The sequence below is a fragment of the Bradyrhizobium sp. genome (assembly GCF_017881085.1).
In the GTDB taxonomy this organism is placed as follows: Bacteria; Pseudomonadota; Alphaproteobacteria; order Rhizobiales; family Xanthobacteraceae; genus Bradyrhizobium.
This window is the reverse complement of record NZ_JADGRI010000091.1, coordinates 1-16,635: the sequence shown is the minus strand read 5'-3', so window position 1 is coordinate 16,635 and position 16,635 is coordinate 1. Positions and strand designations below refer to the sequence as shown.

Sequence of the window (16,635 nt, the reverse complement as noted above, 5' to 3'; positions counted from 1 at the left end):
TCAGGGAGACCGCCGTGAGCCCAGCCGCCCCGCAATTCATGTTCGATTTCGGCAGCCCCAATGCATTCCTCAGTCACGAGGCGATCCCGGCGATCGAACAACGCACCGGCGCGAAATTCGAATATGTGCCGATCCTGCTCGGCGGCATCTTCAAGGCCACCAACAACAAGTCGCCCGCCGAGACGCTCGCCGGCATCAAGAACAAGCGCGAATTCCACGCGCTGGAGACCGAACGATTCATCAAGCGCTTTCACGTCAAGCCCTACATCTGGAATCCGTTCTTTCCGGTCAACACCCTCAATCTGATGCGCGCCGCTGTCGCCGCACAGCTGGAAGGCGTATTCGAAAAATATGTCGACGCGGCGTTTCATCACATGTGGGTCGAGCCGAAGAAAATGGACGACCCCGAAGTGGCCGTGAAGGCATTGAGCGCGTCCGGCCTCGATGGCGCAAGACTGTTGGCGCGTGCGCAAGAACCCGAGGTCAAGGCCCAGCTTATCGAGAATACGCAACATGCGGTCGAGCGCGGCGCGTTCGGCTCTCCGACCTTCTTCGTCGGCAAGGAAATGTTCTTCGGCAAGGAGCAGTTGCGCGAAGTCGAGGAAATGATTTCCGGGAAATAGCCACACCGTCATTGCGAGCGAAGCGAAGCAATCCATTCTCTCGCCCAATCGGAAAGCTGGATTGCTTCGTCGCTTCGCTCCTCGCAATGACGAGGCATGGAGTGCACAGAATGGAAAAACGCAACGCCACCTGCGCCGTGATCGGCGCGGGCGATTATATCGGCGCCGAGATCGCCAAGACATTCGCCGCCGAAGGTTTTACGGTTTTCGCCGGCCGGCGCGATGGCGCGAAGCTCGAGCCGCTGGTCAAGGACATCGAATCCGCGGGCGGATCGATCGTCGGCCGCTCGCTGGACGCGCGGAAGGAGGACGAGGTCGCCGCGTTCCTCAATGACGCCGACAAGCACGCCCCCCTGGAGGTCTGCATCTTCAACGTCGGCGCCAACGTCAACTTCCCGATTCTGGAGACCACCGACCGCGTTTTCCGCAAAGTCTGGGAAATGGCCTGCTGGGCCGGTTTCCTCGCGGGCCGGGAATCGGCGCGGCTGATGCTGCCGCACGGCAAGGGCAACATCTTCTTCACCGGCGCCACCGCCTCCTTGCGCGGCGGCAGCGGCTATGCCGCCTTTGCCAGCGCCAAATTCGGTTTGCGCGCCGTGGCGCAATCGATGGCGCGGGAGCTGGGGCCGAAGAACATCCATGTCGCGCATCTCGTCATCGATTCCGGCGTCGATACCGCCTGGGTCAGGGAGCGGCGGGAAAAAATCTGGGGCAAGGAAGCGCTCGACAATCCGGATCTGCTGATGCCGCCGGCGTCGGTCGCGGCCTCCTACTGGCAGCTCTATCAGCAGCCGCGCAGCGCCTGGACGTTTGAGCTTGAAATTCGCCCGTTCGGCGAGAAGTGGTAAGAGGGACGAATAGCGAGTAGCCATTGGCGGGTAGCGAATATGGGCTCTTCCCTATTCGCCACTCACTATTCGCCATCGAAGAACAACTAGCAGGATCCAGACAATGCGCGTTCTCGTGGTCGGCGCCGGCGCCATCGGCGGATATTTCGGCGGCAGGATGCTAGCATCCGGCGGCGACGTGACCTTTCTGGTCCGCCCCGGGCGTGCTGCCGAACTCGCGGCCGCCGGCCTCGTGATCAGGAGTCCCAACGGGGATGTGACGCTGAAAGACCCTCCGGCGGTGCAGGCGGACGATCTCGCTGAAAAGTTCGACGTCGTTCTGTTGAGCTGCAAGGCGTTCGATCTCGACGATGCGATAAAATCCTTTGCACCGGCTGTCGGGCCGCAAACTTCGATCATCCCGCTGCTCAACGGCATGCTGCACCTCGACGTGCTCGACAGGAAGTTCGGGCGCGATCGTGTGCTGGGCGGCCTCTGCGCGATCGCGGTGACGCTCAACGACAAGCGCGAGGTCGTTCACCTTCAGCCGATGCAGTCGCTGACCTTCGGGGAACGCGACGGCAATCTATCGGACCGGGTCCGCGCCATCGCCGAAATGATGGCGAGCGGCAAGTTCGGCTCGGTCGCCAGCGAGACCATTCTTCAGGACATGTGGGAGAAATGGGTGTTCCTCGCTTCACTGGCGGCCTCGACCTGTCTGATGCGCGCTTCCGTCGGCCAGATCCTGGCAGCACCCGGCGGCAGAGATTTTATCCTGGGCATGCTCGATGAATGCAGCGCGGTTGCCGAGGCCGAGGGCTATGGACCGCGCCCGCCATTCCTGGAGCGCACCCGCGGCATGCTGACCACGGAGGGCTCGCCGATGACCGCATCGATGTTCCGCGACATCAAGGCGGGCGCACCGGTCGAAGCCGATCACGTGATCGGTGATCTGATCAAGCGCGGCGACGCCGCCAAGGTGCCGGTGCCGAAACTGCGCACCGCCTATACGCATCTCAGGGCGTATGAGAACCAGCGGGGGTAGCAACTCCCCGTCGTCAGAGATGCGCCAGATAATGCGCGAGCGCTTCGATTTCCTCGTCGCTGAGGGGATAGGCGACATCCGTCATCGCCGCACCGGCGCCGCCGGATCGCACGCCCGATTTGTAATCGTGCAGCGCCTTGACCAGATATTCCTCGCGCTGGCCGGCGAGCCGCGCCACCGCCTTGGTTCCGGCGAAGCTATCGGTGTGGCATGAGGCACAGCGCCGGCCTGCCGCCGCCTGGGCGCCTTTCGCGGACAGATCGGGATTGTCGTCGGGCGTTGTCGCCTTGGGCGGCGTGAGCGCGGCGAAATAGGCGCCGAGCGCGCGGACGTCTTCATTGCCGATCGCTTCCGCGATCGGCTGCATCTGTTCGTTCTTGCGCGAGCCGCCGCGGAAGAACACCAGCTGCCACTGGAGGAACTGATCGGGCTGGCCCGCCAGCGAGGGAATGTTCTCGGTCTGCGAAATGCCGTTGTCGCCGTGACAGCCGGCGCATATCGCGGCCTTTTCCTTGGCCGCAGCGGCGTCGGCGGCATGGGCGACCGATCCGCAGATCATTGCAACAGACAGCACACCAACAAAAGCAATCCGCATTACCATCCTCTTTCTCGTCATTGCCGGGCATAGTGGTCTGCCTTGCGCAGACTACGTAAACCTGCCTGCGCTCCCGGCAATCCATCTCTCTTGCAAGAAATTGTCTTTTGATGGATGCCGTGGATCAAGTCCGGGCATGACGACCTAAATTGGATCGCCACTCAAGAAAACGCGAAGCTGCGGCCACTCGTTCCCGAGCGGCCGCAGCCCCTGATGCTTCAAGCCTTACTTCTTGCTGTAGCTGATGCGATAGATCGCGCCGGCCCAGTCGTCGGCGACGAGGATCGACCCGTCCTTGGCCTGAATGATGTCGTCCGGCCGGCCGAGATAGCCCTGGTCGCCTTCGATCCAACCGGATGCGAACACTTCCTGCTTGGGATTCTTGCCGTCCGGACCGACGATCACGCGCATGATCCGGCCGCCCTGATACTTATGCCGGTTCCATGAGCCGTGTTCGGCGATCAGGATGTTGTTCTTGTACTCGGCGGGGAATTGATCGCCGGTATAGAATTTCATGCCGAGCGGAGCCACGTGCGCCCCGAGATTGAGCACCGGCGGCGTGAATTCCGAACATTTGTGACCCATCGCAAACTTGGTGTCCGGCAGGTTGCCCTGATGGCAATAGGGATAGCCGAAGTGCTCGCCGGGCTTCGAGATCATGTTGAGCTTGTCGCTCGGCAGATCATCGCTGATCCAGTCGCGCGCGTTTTCCGTGAACCAGTATTTGCCGCTGCGCGGATCGACGTCGCCGCCGACGCTGTTGCGGACGCCGAGCGCCACCAGTTCGGCGTTGCCGGTCTTGGGATCGACGCGGCGGATCTGCGATACGCTGGTCGGCGGAATGCCGATGTTGAAGGGAGGTCCGAACGGAATGTAGAACCAGCCGTCCTTGTCGGCGGCGAGGTACTTCCAGCCGTGCGCCGCGTAGGACGGCATGTCGTCATAGACCACCTTGCCGGAGCCGAGATTGTCGAGATTGGCTTCGGCGTTCTCGTATTTGATCAGCTTGTCGGTGGCGATCACGTAGAGGGCGCCGTCCCTGAAGGCGAGGCCGGTCGGCATATTGAGGCCCTTGAGGATGGTCTTGACCTCTTTCTTGCCGCCATTGTCCTTGATGGCGTAGACGTTGCCGAGGCCGAAGGAGCCGACGAACAGCGTTCCCTTGTCGCCCCAGGCCATCTGCCGCGCGGCCAGCACGCCCGGCGCATAGACTTCGATCTTGAAGCCCGGCGGCAGTTTTATCTTTTTCATCATCGCCGCGAGTTCGGCTTCCGATGCGCCGGTCGGCGGACCCGAGGGCGGCGCGAGGCCCTTTTGGGCTTCGGTCTCGTCGCCGAGGAACCAGTCATCCGGCGGATGGGTCCAGAATTCCTTGGTTCCGGACTGATAGCTATGGAGCGGTTTTTGCTGTGCGTTGGCCTGGCTGGCCCCCGCGACAACGACGACCGCTGCGAGCGCAAGAATGGATCGATTGAAGGCCGATTTCATCGCGTCACTCCCCTATGCAGCCAAGCGGCTGCTTCTGTTACTTAATTTCAACGCCCCTTGAGAGACGCCAATTTGGTCTGTTGTGAGGTGGATCAGACGGATGAATGCTATCACATCCGTTGCGGCTGAGAAGCGTTGCCGTGCGTCCCGGTTGGGTCCGAACCATTTGAGAAGAAATTTCTTCAAGCCCCGGAATTATTCGGGGCAGGTATGCGTTCGATTGGAGCCGCGGCAGGAGCCAAAATCGTTTTGCAGCGCTGCGATCGTCGCTGAACTCGTCGAATGGGCCAAAGGCGATGCACCCGACCAGCGGCCGCCGTGACCTGTGTCTCAAAACGAAAAGCCCGCCTGTCAGCGGGCCTTCGTCAAACTCTGCCATCTTGGAATTTCTGGAGCGGGCGAAGGGGCTCGAACCCTCGACCCCGACCTTGGCAAGGTCGTGCTCTACCACTGAGCTACACCCGCATCCGAAAGATTGTCGGCGCACCCGCCGACAACGGGCAGAGCTATGCCAAATGCCGCCCGCGAATGCAACAGCCACGGACGGCTTCGGGCCGGCGATGGAACCCCGAATTGGTCCCAAAACCTCTCCTAATGGTCGCCAGACCGCGGTTTCCGTTCGTTCCGCCGCCAAGCCGCCAGGCGGCCCGGATGGCGCGTCGCGGTTCGAGCCGTTTTCCGGAGCAGCCGCGGAGGCTCGCCGGCAGTTCATTCCCGGTCAAATGCGGCCCGCGGGTGCGCCATCCGCCCGATCTCCGCCCCGGCAAAACGACCGCGCGTCTCGCCGAGGCGATCGCCGCTCCCGAACCGATTGAAATTTCCCCGCAAACCGCCATCTGGGTGAGAAGATCTCTGAACCACCCCGGCGGTCGTGCTAGAACAGCCGCGATCCGCAAGACATCAGGCGAGGATTCCCGTGACGATAGTAGAGCAGGGCAGCGGACCGACGCCCGATTTGATCAAGGAAACCACCACCCAGACGTTCGTGAAGGACGTCATCGAGGAATCGAAGCACCAGCCGGTGCTGATCGACTTCTGGGCGCCCTGGTGCGGCCCCTGCCGCCAGCTGACGCCCATCCTGGAAAAGGCGGTCCGCGCCGCCCAGGGCAAGGTCAAGCTGGTCAAGATGAACATCGACGAACATCCGGCGATCCCGGGCCAGATGGGAATCCAGTCGATCCCGGCCGTGATCGCCTTCGTCAACGGCCAGCCCGCCGACGGCTTCATGGGTGCGGTGCCGGAGAGCCAGGTCACCGCCTTCATCAACAAGCTGACCGCGGGCATGCCGGGCGAACCCAATATCGCCGAAATCCTCAAAGAGGCGGAAGCCGTTCTGGCCGAGGGCGATCCCGCCACCGCGGCGCAAATCTATGCCGAGGTGCTCGCAGCCGACGCCACCAATATCGCCGCACTCGCGGGGCTGGCGAAATGCTACGTCGCTACCGGCGCCGTCGAACAGGCCAAGCAGACGCTGGCCATGGTGCCGGAATCGAAACGCAACGATGCGGCTGTGAAGGCCGTACAGACCTCGCTCGATCTCGCCGAGCAGGCCAAGGCGGTCGGCCCGGTCACCGAACTTGAACAGAAAGTCGCCGCAAACCCGCTCGATCATCAGGCGCGATTCGATCTGGCGACCGCGCTCAACGCCTCCGGCAAGCGCACCGAGGCGACGGAAGCCCTGCTCGAGATCGTCAAGCGCGACCGCAAGTGGAACGAGGACGGCGCACGCAAGCAACTGGTGCAGTTCTTCGAGGCCTGGGGGCCGGGCGACGAGGCCACCGTTGAGGGGCGCAAGCGGCTGTCGACCATTCTGTTTTCGTAACAACCCGCGAACACCTGGACCGCCGATGCCGATCAATGCCGAATATCGCGGGCCCGGCGACCTTCCTGAGGTGATCCCGGTGTTTCCGCTGCCCGGCGCGCTGTTGCTGCCGCGCGGCCAGATGCCGCTCAACATCTTCGAGCCACGCTATCTGGCGATGGTGGACGACGCCTTTCGCGACGGCCATCGGCTGATCGGGATGATCCAGCCCGACGTTTCCCATACGCTGGACGAGGCCAAGCCGAAGCTGTTTCGCGTCGGCTGCGCCGGACGCATCACCCAGCTCGCCGAATCCGGCGACGGCCGCTACATCCTCGAGCTTACCGGCATCGCGCGCTTCAAGGTAATCGAGGAAATGGCCGTGCTGACCCCGTACCGGCAGTGCAAGGTGGATTTCTTCCCTTTCATCGACGATTTCACCGCGCGCAAGGGCGAGGAAGCGGTCGACCGCGAGGCGCTGCTGGCGGTGCTGACGGATTTTCTCAAGGCCAACAATCTCAAGGTGGACTGGGAAGGCGTCGAGAACGCGCCCAACGAGGCCCTGGTCAACGCGCTGGCGATGATGTCGCCCTACGGCGCGCCGGAAAAGCAGGCGATGCTGGAAGCGCCCGACCTCAAGACGCGGGCGGAAATCCTGGTCGCGGTCACCGAGATGGATCTGGCCAAGAAGCGCACCAGCGGGGATCCGCCGCTGCAATAGTTACCCGTCAGCCGACAGCGACGGCGCGGTCGGCGGGCTGCGATCCGGTCAGCCGCATCAGCAGGAACGTTACCAGCAGCACCGTGGCATAGACCACCAGCTGCATTTCGGTCGGCTGATCGGTGTAGCCGATCAAGGTATGCAAGGTGCGGCCGGCGATACCGTTCTCCGGAAGCAGCCAGCCGGTGTCCCAGACCACGGTGTCGAGCGCGGTAAGCCAATCGGCGCGCTCGAGGAAAGCCACCGCCTGCGTCGCCATGCCGGCCGCCAACAGGGTGATCAGGGCAGTCGTAGTGGCGAACAGCGCCCGCGGCGGAATCCGCATCAGGCCGAAATAGGTGAGGAGGCAAATTCCGGCTCCGAGCGCCAGACCGATTAACCCGCCGATTGCTAGGCTCCAGCCCGAGCCGCCGTCGGAGGCGGCGACGCCATAGAGAAACAGCGCGACCTCGCTGCCTTCGCGCAGGACGGCAACGCCAACCACCACTGCCAGCGCCAGCAGCGACTTGCTGCCGTCCGCAACCGCCTGGCCGACCTGGCGCAGTTCGCCGGCCATTTCCCGGCCATGATGCGCCATCCAGACATTGTGCCAGGTCAGCATCACCACCGCGACGCCGAGAATGGCGGCATTGAACAACTCCTGCCCCATGCCCGCAAACAGCTGCGACAGCGCGCCGGTAAAGGCCGCGACGATGCAGGCCGCAAGCGCGCCCGCCAGCACCCCGCCGCCGATCCAGCGATTGCGGTGCGGGACCGAGCCGGTCACCGCGAGCACGATGCCGACGATCAGTCCGGCTTCGAACACCTCGCGGAAGACGATGATGAGGGCGGCCAGCACGGAAGGTTCACCTATTGCACGGTCAGGGCGCCGCGCGCCTTGTCGTTGAAGTCGTCATAGAATTCATAGCGTCCGGGCTTCAGGGCGCGCACGTTGATGACACCTTCGGTGCCGGCGGCAACCACCTTTTCGACCCGTAGCGACGTGCTCTCGAACTCCATCGCCTTGGAGTCGAGGTTCTTGACCCGGAACGAGAGCGGCTTGTCGGCCGGCGCGCTCACCTGGCTCGGCTGGAACTGGCCGTTGGAATAGGTCAGCCGGATCTCGGTCGCCTGCTGCGCCTGCGACGGCGCCGCCTGCAGCGTCGCGATCGCGCAGAGGGCGGCCAGTGTCAGTCTTTTCATCATCGGCACAGCAAACACCTGTCATCCCTTCCTATATTGACGAAAATCAAAATTCCCAGGCGAACTTCAGCCGGGCGCGATGGCGCTGGAATTCTGCGAGATTGAGCGAAACCGGATTGCCGATCTCGCGGCCCCAGACCTGCTCATTCCAGGCCGCGGTCATGAACATTTTCGGCGTGAACTGGATATAGAGCGACGGCCCCACCAGGACGGCGTCGCCGGTAAAGGCCGTCAAACCGATGGCGTCGTAATGCCGGAGATACCAGACCTCGCCGCCGAGCACCACGTTGGACAGCACCCGAACCGACAGCGCCGCCGAGCCGCCAAACGTGGCTTCCCGCCGGGTATCGTCAAACATGGTCTTAGTGACCTCGGGCTCGTAGAGCAGGTTGAACCCGGCATAGAGCCGGTTCCTCATCAGTTCGAGATCGGCGTTGATCGTGGTTTCGAATTCGTAATTATGCACCCGCTCACCGCTGGTCTCGTCGACCAGCCGCACGTTGGGTTCGAATGCGACGGTAACCGAAAGCGGATTGTTCGAGGTGCGTTCGAGCGCGAGATAGCGGAATTCTGCAAAGCCGCCGGCGAAGGCGGCCTGGTTGCGGCCATCGAGATCGGTCACCGCGCCGATATTATGGGTCGAGCCGAGCGCGCCGAATTCGATCTGGACGAACTGCGACGGCGTGAATTCGAATTCGTACTTGGTCTCGGTCGCGGCGTAGTGACCGTCGCGCTTGCCGAACCGGCCGACCGTGTCGACGGTGAATTCCTTCTCACCCTCCAGGCCGATGCCGGAGCCGGTGGTAAATCCGAAAATGTACTTGGTTTCGAGCTCTCGCCAGGAACTGGCGTCCTCGGCGTACGCTGCGCCGCCCTGCCAAAGGCAGGCCGACGCGCAGAACGCGATCGCCGTAAAACGCCCGGATTGAATCGCCCGTCGCATCCCTTTACTCACCAGCCGCATCTCCAATGGATGCCCACAGCTAGCGTCTCGCTGCCGGGCGGGCAAAGAGACTCGCTCTAAACTAGAGGCATTCTAAGGTGTTGCGCTGGATCAAAGGCCGGCGATCTCGTCGCTTGGTTGAGCATGATCTTTTCGGAAAACCGGTTCCCACTTTTCCGGATCGTCCACTAATACCCCGCGACCGCCAGCGCGACCACGGTGCCGAGCGCCATCCAGCCGGAGTGCCGGCCGCGCGTGGCGAGAGCGTTGCCCAGCGCGCCTGACCCGAACACGCAGGCCGCTCGAAAACGCGGTCCATCTGGGCGGCGCCCGATCCCGTGGCGCGCCGCGCGTTGCAGGCGATCGACCGCCGCCGGGTGAGTTATTTGGAGAGACTGCTCAGGGCCTCGGGGCTTGCGCCCAGAGTGGCGCGCTCCCGCGCGCACATCCTCTATTGGGGGGTTGTCGGCTTTGCGCTGTCGGACAGGCCCTTGCCCCGGGGTAGCGGCAGCAGGCGGTGCTCGACAAACTGCTGCAGAGCGCCTCGCGATAAGGCGCCATCTGCCCGTTCAACCGAATAGAATGTGCTATAGCGTTTTCGAGCGAAGGGGAAACCGGTTCGCGTAAGGAAAACGCGTCTACAGAAATCCAGAGCGAATACAAGTCGGAGACAAAAACATGACTGCGCCACCCGAACGCCTTGAAGGCACCGTCGATCCCAAATTGCTGGAGATCCTGGTCTGTCCGCTGACGAAGGGGCCGCTCGAGTTCGACGCGGCGCGGCAGGAACTGATCTCGCGCTCGGCGAAACTCGCCTATCCGATCCGCGACGGCATCCCGATCATGCTGCCGGAAGAGGCGCGGAAGATCGAGTAGCGCATGCGCGGCCCGACGATCGTTCTCACGCTAGCAGTCATTGGCCTGTCAGGGATGGCCGCGAACGTATCCGCCGACGAGAAAAAAATCAGCGTCGGTGCCGTCGATGCGGTGCTGTCGGTGCCGCCGGACGTCGAACGTCCGCCTGTCGCGCTGTTGATCGCGGGTTCCGGCACGACCGACCGTGACGGCAACGGACCGCAGATCAAGCCCGCGACATTGAAGAAACTCGCCGAGCAACTGGCCGCGCGCAAGATCGCGACGCTCCGCTATGACAAGCGCGGGGCAGGCGGATGGAAACCGGAATTCGGCCGGCCGGAGGATTTTCGCTTCAAGGATTATGTCGATGACGCAGCCGCGCTGGTGAATTACCTGCGCGGCAGCGGGAAATTCTCCAGGGTGGTTCTGGCCGGACATAGCGAGGGCGGGCTGGTCGCGATCCTGACCGCGCGGCGCGTCCCCGTCGACGGCCTGGTGCTGCTGGCCACCGCCGCCCGGCGGCAGGGCGACCTGCTCAAGGCGCAGCTTGAAAAGACGCTCGCTCCCGACATGTTCAAGCCGATCGCCAAGGCGATCGACGACATCATGTCCGGCCAGACCGTCGATCCGCCGCCGACGGGGCTGTCGATTCCCCCCGCGATGCAGCCCGGCATCGCCTCCGCCTTCACGGAGGACCCGATCGTCCCGCTGAAATCGATCTCGGCGCCGACGCTGATCGCCGGAGGCGGCCGGGACCGGCAGGTGGCGCGGCTGGATTTCATTGCGCTCACCACGGCCGCGCCGGCGGCGAAACCGCTTTGGCTCGCGGACATGAATCACGTTCTGGTCGATGTTGCCGACGACGCCGACGACATGGCCTCTTACAATCAGCCGGAGCGGGCGCTTGACCCCGGCCTCATCGAGGCCGTCGCGGCTTTCATCCTCGCCAGCGACGCGCGCTGATCGTCGCGGTTTTACCGCCTACAACGCCTCGCCCTTCAACAGCCGCGGCACCTCGCCGGCAAGGCCCGCGGCCTGGCGGATGAACATGCTTTTCAGCGGCGGCGCGCGATCGACCAGTCCGAGCCCGATATCGCGCATCGCGCGCAGCAATTTCGATTCGTTCGAGAACAACAGATTCAGCGAATTGGTGGCGAGCCCCATCGCCATGGTGTCGAACCGCCGCCAGCGCTGATAGCGGTCGAGCACGTCGGCCTGGCCGAGATCCATGCCGAGCCGCGCGGCGTCGACGACCACTTCGGCCAGTGCCGCGACATCCTTCAGCCCCAGATTGAGGCCTTGCCCCGCGATCGGATGAATCACATGCGCGGCGTCGCCGACCAGCGCCAGCCGTTCGCCGATGAACGAGCGCGCCACGAAATAGCTCAGCGGAAACGCGCGCGGCTTGTCGAGGGCCTTGATCTCGCCGAGATGCAGGCCGAAGCGCTGCTCCAGTTCTGCATGAAATTCATCCTCGCCGAGAGCGACGATGCGCGCCGCTTCGGCCCGCTTCTCGGTCCATACCAGCGACGAGCGTTTGCCGGTCAAGGGCAGGATCGCGAAGGGTCCGGCGGGAAGGAAATGCTCTTCGGCTCGGCCGTGATGATCGCGCTCATGGCCGACGGTGACGACAATGCCGGACTGATCGTAGTCCCAGCCATGGGTGGCGATGCCGGCGCGTTCGCGCAATTTCGAACGCGCGCCGTCCGCCGCCACCAACAGGCTCGCCTCGATCGTAGAGCCGTCCGCCAGCGTCACATCGACGCCGTCGGCGCGCGAAACAAAATCCGTCACGGCGCTGGCGCGCAGATCGATGCCCTCGGCTTCGGCGCGCGCCAGCAGCGCGTCGATCAGCTGGCGATTTTCGACCATATGCGCGAAGGGTTCGCCCGGCTCGACATGGCCGCCGAAAGTCAGAAACACCGGGCGGGTGGCGTCTTCGAGTTTTGAATCGGTGATGACCATGTCGAGGATCGGCTGCGCGCCGGCCGCGACCTGATCCCACACCCCGACGGCATCGAGCAGCCGCCGGCAGGCAGCGACGATGGCGGTCGCGCGCGGGTCGCGGCTCGGCCTTAACCCAAGCGCGGGATCGACGACGATGACCGGAATATCGGCGCCGAGCCCCTGGCGCAGCGCCAGCGCCAGCGCCAGCCCTGCAAACGCGCCGCCGCCAATGACAATGCTTCGCTGTGCCGGCATGCCTTACCCTTACTCACCGAGGTCATAGACTGGACTTGCTACATCACTATAGCTGGGCGAAACAGGGGCCTGAGACAAGGGCAGCATTCTGCCCCATCGTCATTCCGGGGCACGCGTCTTCGCGTGAACCCGGAATCTCGAGATTCCGGGTTCGTTCGCTTCGCTCACGCCCCGGAATGACCAAGAAACGAAAGCGCTGCCATGTCCAAAGGCCTGATTGACCTGATTTCCATTCTCGATCTGGAGCCGATCGAGGTGAACCTGTTTCGCGGCAACAGCCCGAAGACCAGTTGGCAGCGGGTGTTCGGGGGGCAGGTGATCGGGCAGGCCATGGTGGCGGCGTGCCGCACCGTCGAAGGCCGCCTTCCGCATTCGCTGCACTGCTATTTCATCCTGCCCGGCGACCCGCAGATACCGATCATCTACGAAGTCGAACGCTTGCGCGACGGCAAGAGCTATTCGACCCGACGGGTCACGGCGATCCAGCACGGCAACGCCATCTTCTCGATCATGGTGTCGTTTCATGTCGACGAAGAAAGCGCGTTCGACCACCAGGACAAGATGCCCGACGTGCCGCCGCCGGAAAAGCTCACCGCCGAGGAAGTGGCAAAGCAGCCGATCTTCCGCGAGATGCCCGAATTCATCCGCCGCTATTACGAATCCGACCGCCCGATCGAGCTGCGCCCGGTCGAGCTCAACCGCTATTTCGGCGAAAAGATCGAGGACGGCCGCATCCACGTCTGGATCCGCACCGCCTCAAAACTGTCCGACGATCCGGCGCTGCACATGTGCGCGCTGGCCTACGCCTCGGACTTCTCGCTGCTGGATGCCGCCATGGCGCGTTACGGCCGCACGCTGTTCGATAAGCGCATGATGCCGGCGAGCCTCGATCACGCGATGTGGTTTCACCGGCCGTTCCGCGCCGACGAATGGCTGCTTTACGCGCAGGATTCGCCGAGCGCGCAGGGCGGCCGCGGCCTGACGCGCGGCATGATCTTCAAGCAGGACGGCACGCTGGTGGCTTCGGTGGCGCAGGAAGGCTCGCTGCGCCAGCGCAAGTAAAGCGTTTTACGCGCTGGCGAGCGCGCCTCTGTCCACCAGCGTCGTCTGCGACGCGAGCCATCGGCTGAACCAGCGGTACGCCCACGGCAGGGGGATGATGAAGACGCTGAGCAGCGCTGTCACAATCGCGCGCCAAAGAAACTCGAGCCCGGTGCCATTGAAAACGACGGCGCGCCGCGTGCCCTCGATGTGACGGCACATCCAGCGCAATTGCGCCACGTAGACCCACGCCCAGCCGATGATGGTGATGACGGAAACGAAGGCCAGCAGGCTCCAGCCAAGGAAGCCCCAGAACGAGCCCGAGAAGCGCAACCCGAGTGGTTGGCCGTTCGAAGTAAGGTTCGCAATGAACCATTTGATCAGGAGCCAGTACAAAACCAGCTGCACGACGTTGGCCGCAAGGCTGAAAATTTGGGAATGTCTCGATGCCGCGAGGATGTAGAGCAACACGGCCGCATAGAACCACGTCAGGTCGACCGCGCGGCCGGTGAAACCGAGATTTGGCCGCTGCGGAACGTGCACGCAGGAAACGATCCAGCGGCAATACATCAGCAGCGCCCACGGCACCGGGATAATGAACAGAAAGCTGATGGCCAGCACCAGGCTGCGCCAGGTAAAATCCCAGATTCCGAAATCGACCGACAGCGAGCCGCCACCATAGCCGCCGCTCATGGGCAGGCCGCCGGGCCGTGGTATGGCCGGGGGAGGGGCGCCCGCTAAGAGGCCGGGAACATCCCCGGCCTTTTGCCAATTCGCCATGCCTTCGGTCCACACCAGCGTCTCCGCGGTAACCGTCCCCGCGGCAATGAACTGGCGGAATTGCGCTTCGGGGTAAGGCCCGTGCTGCTGGCCTTGGGACGCAAAGAACCAGGATCGGTCGACCATTTTACTCCCCTCAGGGGCGCTGTTGTGGGCGGCGCCGGCAGGAGCGCTGGCAAAAAATCGAATTGTCTTGGAAAATTCCCTGCTCCCCCCGGCAAGCCTAGCGAACCGCCGTGAAAAACGGCAATCGATTTCGGTTTCTCATTGCAACTTTTTGTGTCATTTGCACAAAAAGCTGCCAGACTTGGAGTTGGACTTGGACGGCCAGGCGGCCACCGGAATTCGACAGAAATGAAAGCCCGACCATGAAGCTCGTTGTTGCCATCATCAAACCCTTCAAGTTGGACGAGGTGCGCCAGGCGCTGACCGCCATCGGCGTCCACGGCATGACGGTCACCGAGGTCAAGGGTTACGGGCGCCAGAAGGGCCATACCGAAATCTACCGCGGCGCCGAATACGTGGTGAATTTCCTGCCCAAGCTTCGAATCGAAATCGCCGTTTCGTCCGAGCTCGCCGACAAGGCGGTTGACGTCATCACCGCGAGCGCCCGCACCGGCCAGATCGGCGACGGCAAGATCTTCGTAACGCCAATCGATCACGCGCTGCGAATCCGGACCGGCGAAACCGACAGCGACGCGCTCTAGAGTCCCGGTTCTGATTTCATCAGAACCGAGACTCTACCTTTTTTGTTCGACGCGTTTTCTTCACGCGAATCCACTTCGCTCGAAAACGCTCCGGATTCACTCCCGCCGCATCGGGCAACGACGCCGCGATGCGGCTATCAAGACACTGCTGGGGAAATACCATGGGGGCACTTTCGTCTCGCGCAGCGAAGCTGGCTGCGCCGATCAGTCTTGCGACATTGTTCGCGACGCCGGCCTTGGCACAAACCACCGGGATCAACGCCGCCGACACCGCATGGATGATCGTTGCGACGGCGCTCGTGCTGATGATGACGATACCGGGCCTGGCGCTGTTCTATTCCGGCATGGTGCGCAAGAAGAACGTGCTGGCGACCATGGCGCAAAGCCTTGCGGCGGTGGCGATCATTTCCATTCTCTGGGTGGCGTTCGGTTATTCGCTAGTGTTCGTCGGCGACGGTCCCTGGCTTGGCACGCTCGATCGCTGGTTTCTCGCAGGTATGACGATGGACGGCGTCAATCCGGCGGCGAAGACGATTCCGGAAGTGCTGTTCATGCTCTACCAGATGACCTTTGCGATCATCACCGTGGCGCTGGTGGCGGGCTCGGTTGCCGACCGGATGCGGTTCTCGGCCTATCTGCTGTTTTCCATAGGCTGGTTCATGTTCGTCTATATTCCGCTGGCGCACTGGGTCTGGGGCGGCGGCTTCCTCGGCGCCGCGGGTGTGCTGGACTTCGCCGGCGGCCTCGTGGTGCATCTGTCGGCCGGCGCCGGCGGCCTGGTCGCGGCCGTCGTGATGGGCCGGCGCCATGGCTATGGCACCGAGAACCTGTCGCCGTTCGATCTGTCGCTGGCCGTGGTCGGCACCGGCCTGTTGTGGGTCGGCTGGTTCGGCTTCAACGGCGGATCGGCGCTGGCGGCGAATTCGCGCGCGGTGATGGCGATCACCGCGACCCATCTCGCCGCCTGCGCCGGCGCGCTGACCTGGGGCGCGGTTGAATGGTCGATCCAGCGCAAGCCGTCGGTGCTCGGCATGATTTCCGGCGCGGTGGCCGGTCTCGGAACGATCACGCCGGCTTCCGGATTCGTTGCGCCCTGGCACGGCATCGTCATCGGCGTGGTCGCCGGGCTGATCTGCTTCTGGGCCTGCACCACGGTGAAGCGCCGGTTCAACTACGACGATTCGCTCGACGTGTTCGGCGTCCACGGGGTCGGCGGGATGACGGGAATTCTGCTGGCCGGGGTGTTTGCCGCCGGCTCGATCGGCGGGACCTCCGGCCTGATCGAAGGTAATCCGCAACTGCTGCTGATCCAGCTCTACGGCGTCGCGGTAACCTTGGCCTGGTCCGCCGGCGTCACCTATGTGCTGCTCAAGCTGGTCAGTGTCTTCGTGCCGCTGCGCGTTTCGCTGCAGCAGGAGATGGAAGGCCTCGATATTTCGCAGCACGGCGAAGCCCTCCAGTAGTATTTCGTATCAGAATACCGTTTTTCTGCCCTCCCGGTGGGCATGATTATGTCGGGAGTCAGACATGCCTATATTTTGACCAAGGGTGATGAGCTTTTGGGCGCGACCGAATGGCGCAGGTCGGGCCGATTCCCGCAGAGCGCGAAAACGCGCGCGTTCATAGTCCGTTAGGGAACATGACCGTTCTGGCACGGCATTTGATTCTATGGGTCTCGGCTGTGCCCGCGTAGTGAACTCTCTCCGCGTGGTGAACCTCAGTCGATACGCCCGGTCGTGTCTGGACCGGGCCCAAGCGGGGATAGGACCCATGAAAATTGTTATGGCGATCATCAAGCCATTCAAGCTCGAAGAAGTCCGTGACG

General features: G+C 63.2%; 17 protein-coding genes and 1 tRNA gene. 10 read left to right on the top strand and 8 right to left on the bottom strand.

Annotation, left to right across the window (positions count from 1 at the left end):
* Positions 1-14 precede the first annotated feature (14 nt).
* From QZ213_RS11335 to panE, 3 genes are all read left to right on the top strand, one after another.
* Positions 15-623 carry a 2-hydroxychromene-2-carboxylate isomerase gene (locus QZ213_RS11335; RefSeq protein ID WP_291686160.1) on the top strand — a complete coding sequence of 203 codons (609 nt, stop codon included), beginning with the start codon at positions 15-17 and terminating at the stop codon, positions 621-623.
* Between the two features lie 110 nt (positions 624-733).
* Positions 734-1,471 (top strand): SDR family oxidoreductase, encoded by a 738-nt coding sequence (locus tag QZ213_RS11330; protein WP_291686159.1) that lies wholly within the window; start codon positions 734-736, stop codon positions 1,469-1,471.
* A gap of 103 nt (positions 1,472-1,574) precedes the next feature.
* Positions 1,575-2,495 (top strand): 2-dehydropantoate 2-reductase, encoded by a 921-nt coding sequence (gene panE / locus QZ213_RS11325; RefSeq protein ID WP_291686158.1) that lies wholly within the window; start codon positions 1,575-1,577, stop codon positions 2,493-2,495.
* Between the two features lie 13 nt (positions 2,496-2,508).
* On the opposite strand, the gene QZ213_RS11320 is transcribed toward panE, so the two are convergent.
* From QZ213_RS11320 to QZ213_RS11310, 3 genes are all read right to left on the bottom strand, one after another.
* Positions 2,509-3,090: a c-type cytochrome gene (locus QZ213_RS11320; protein WP_291686157.1), complete on the bottom strand. Its 582-nt coding sequence runs from the start codon at positions 3,088-3,090 to the stop codon at positions 2,509-2,511.
* 225 nt (positions 3,091-3,315) lie between these two features.
* Positions 3,316-4,578 carry a PQQ-dependent sugar dehydrogenase gene (locus tag QZ213_RS11315; RefSeq protein WP_291686156.1) on the bottom strand — a complete coding sequence of 421 codons (1,263 nt, stop codon included), beginning with the start codon at positions 4,576-4,578 and terminating at the stop codon, positions 3,316-3,318.
* Between the two features lie 390 nt (positions 4,579-4,968).
* A tRNA-Gly gene (locus tag QZ213_RS11310) sits at positions 4,969-5,043 on the bottom strand.
* A gap of 451 nt (positions 5,044-5,494) precedes the next feature.
* On the opposite strand from QZ213_RS11310, the gene trxA reads away from it, so the two are divergent.
* Positions 5,495-6,400, top strand: coding sequence for a thioredoxin (gene trxA / locus QZ213_RS11305; RefSeq protein ID WP_291686155.1), 906 nt, complete (start codon positions 5,495-5,497; stop codon positions 6,398-6,400).
* 25 nt (positions 6,401-6,425) lie between these two features.
* Entirely contained in the window at positions 6,426-7,100 is a 675-nt protein-coding gene (locus tag QZ213_RS11300) for an LON peptidase substrate-binding domain-containing protein (protein WP_291686154.1), read from the top strand.
* Positions 7,101-7,107: 7 nt separating this feature from the next.
* Here the strand turns inward: QZ213_RS11300 and QZ213_RS11295 are convergent, their stop codons facing one another.
* Genes QZ213_RS11295 through QZ213_RS11285 form a run of 3 tightly spaced genes read right to left on the bottom strand, consistent with a single transcriptional unit; the run spans position 7,108 to position 9,225 of the window.
* Positions 7,108-7,938 carry an FTR1 family protein gene (locus QZ213_RS11295; protein WP_291686153.1) on the bottom strand — a complete coding sequence of 277 codons (831 nt, stop codon included), beginning with the start codon at positions 7,936-7,938 and terminating at the stop codon, positions 7,108-7,110.
* A gap of 11 nt (positions 7,939-7,949) precedes the next feature.
* Positions 7,950-8,282, bottom strand: a complete 333-nt coding sequence (locus QZ213_RS11290; RefSeq protein ID WP_291686152.1) for a cupredoxin domain-containing protein — start codon at positions 8,280-8,282, stop codon at positions 7,950-7,952.
* A gap of 46 nt (positions 8,283-8,328) precedes the next feature.
* Positions 8,329-9,225, bottom strand: coding sequence for a hypothetical protein (locus QZ213_RS11285; protein ID WP_291686151.1), 897 nt, complete (start codon positions 9,223-9,225; stop codon positions 8,329-8,331).
* 678 nt (positions 9,226-9,903) lie between these two features.
* On the opposite strand from QZ213_RS11285, the gene QZ213_RS11280 reads away from it, so the two are divergent.
* Complete coding sequence (locus QZ213_RS11280; protein WP_291686150.1) at positions 9,904-10,101, top strand: Trm112 family protein; 198 nt, start codon at positions 9,904-9,906, stop codon at positions 10,099-10,101.
* Positions 10,102-10,104: 3 nt separating this feature from the next.
* Positions 10,105-11,043 carry an alpha/beta fold hydrolase gene (locus tag QZ213_RS11275; protein WP_291686149.1) on the top strand — a complete coding sequence of 313 codons (939 nt, stop codon included), beginning with the start codon at positions 10,105-10,107 and terminating at the stop codon, positions 11,041-11,043.
* 18 nt (positions 11,044-11,061) lie between these two features.
* Here QZ213_RS11275 and QZ213_RS11270 read toward each other — a convergent pair whose 3' ends face one another.
* A complete protein-coding gene (locus tag QZ213_RS11270) occupies positions 11,062-12,282 on the bottom strand; it encodes a ubiquinone biosynthesis hydroxylase (protein ID WP_291686148.1) in 1,221 nt (406 codons plus the stop codon).
* 201 nt (positions 12,283-12,483) lie between these two features.
* Between QZ213_RS11270 and tesB the strand changes: the two genes are divergently transcribed.
* Positions 12,484-13,344, top strand: a complete 861-nt coding sequence (gene tesB, locus QZ213_RS11265; protein ID WP_291686147.1) for an acyl-CoA thioesterase II — start codon at positions 12,484-12,486, stop codon at positions 13,342-13,344.
* 6 nt (positions 13,345-13,350) lie between these two features.
* Here the strand turns inward: tesB and QZ213_RS11260 are convergent, their stop codons facing one another.
* Positions 13,351-14,229, bottom strand: a complete 879-nt coding sequence (locus QZ213_RS11260) for a DUF4339 domain-containing protein (protein WP_291686146.1) — start codon at positions 14,227-14,229, stop codon at positions 13,351-13,353.
* Between the two features lie 242 nt (positions 14,230-14,471).
* On the opposite strand from QZ213_RS11260, the gene QZ213_RS11255 reads away from it, so the two are divergent.
* Together QZ213_RS11255 and QZ213_RS11250 are read left to right on the top strand one after the other, a co-directional pair.
* A complete protein-coding gene (locus QZ213_RS11255) occupies positions 14,472-14,810 on the top strand; it encodes a P-II family nitrogen regulator (RefSeq protein WP_291686145.1) in 339 nt (112 codons plus the stop codon).
* Positions 14,811-14,971: 161 nt separating this feature from the next.
* Positions 14,972-16,273: an ammonium transporter gene (locus QZ213_RS11250; RefSeq protein WP_291686144.1), complete on the top strand. Its 1,302-nt coding sequence runs from the start codon at positions 14,972-14,974 to the stop codon at positions 16,271-16,273.
* Positions 16,274-16,635: the final 362 nt, after the last annotated feature.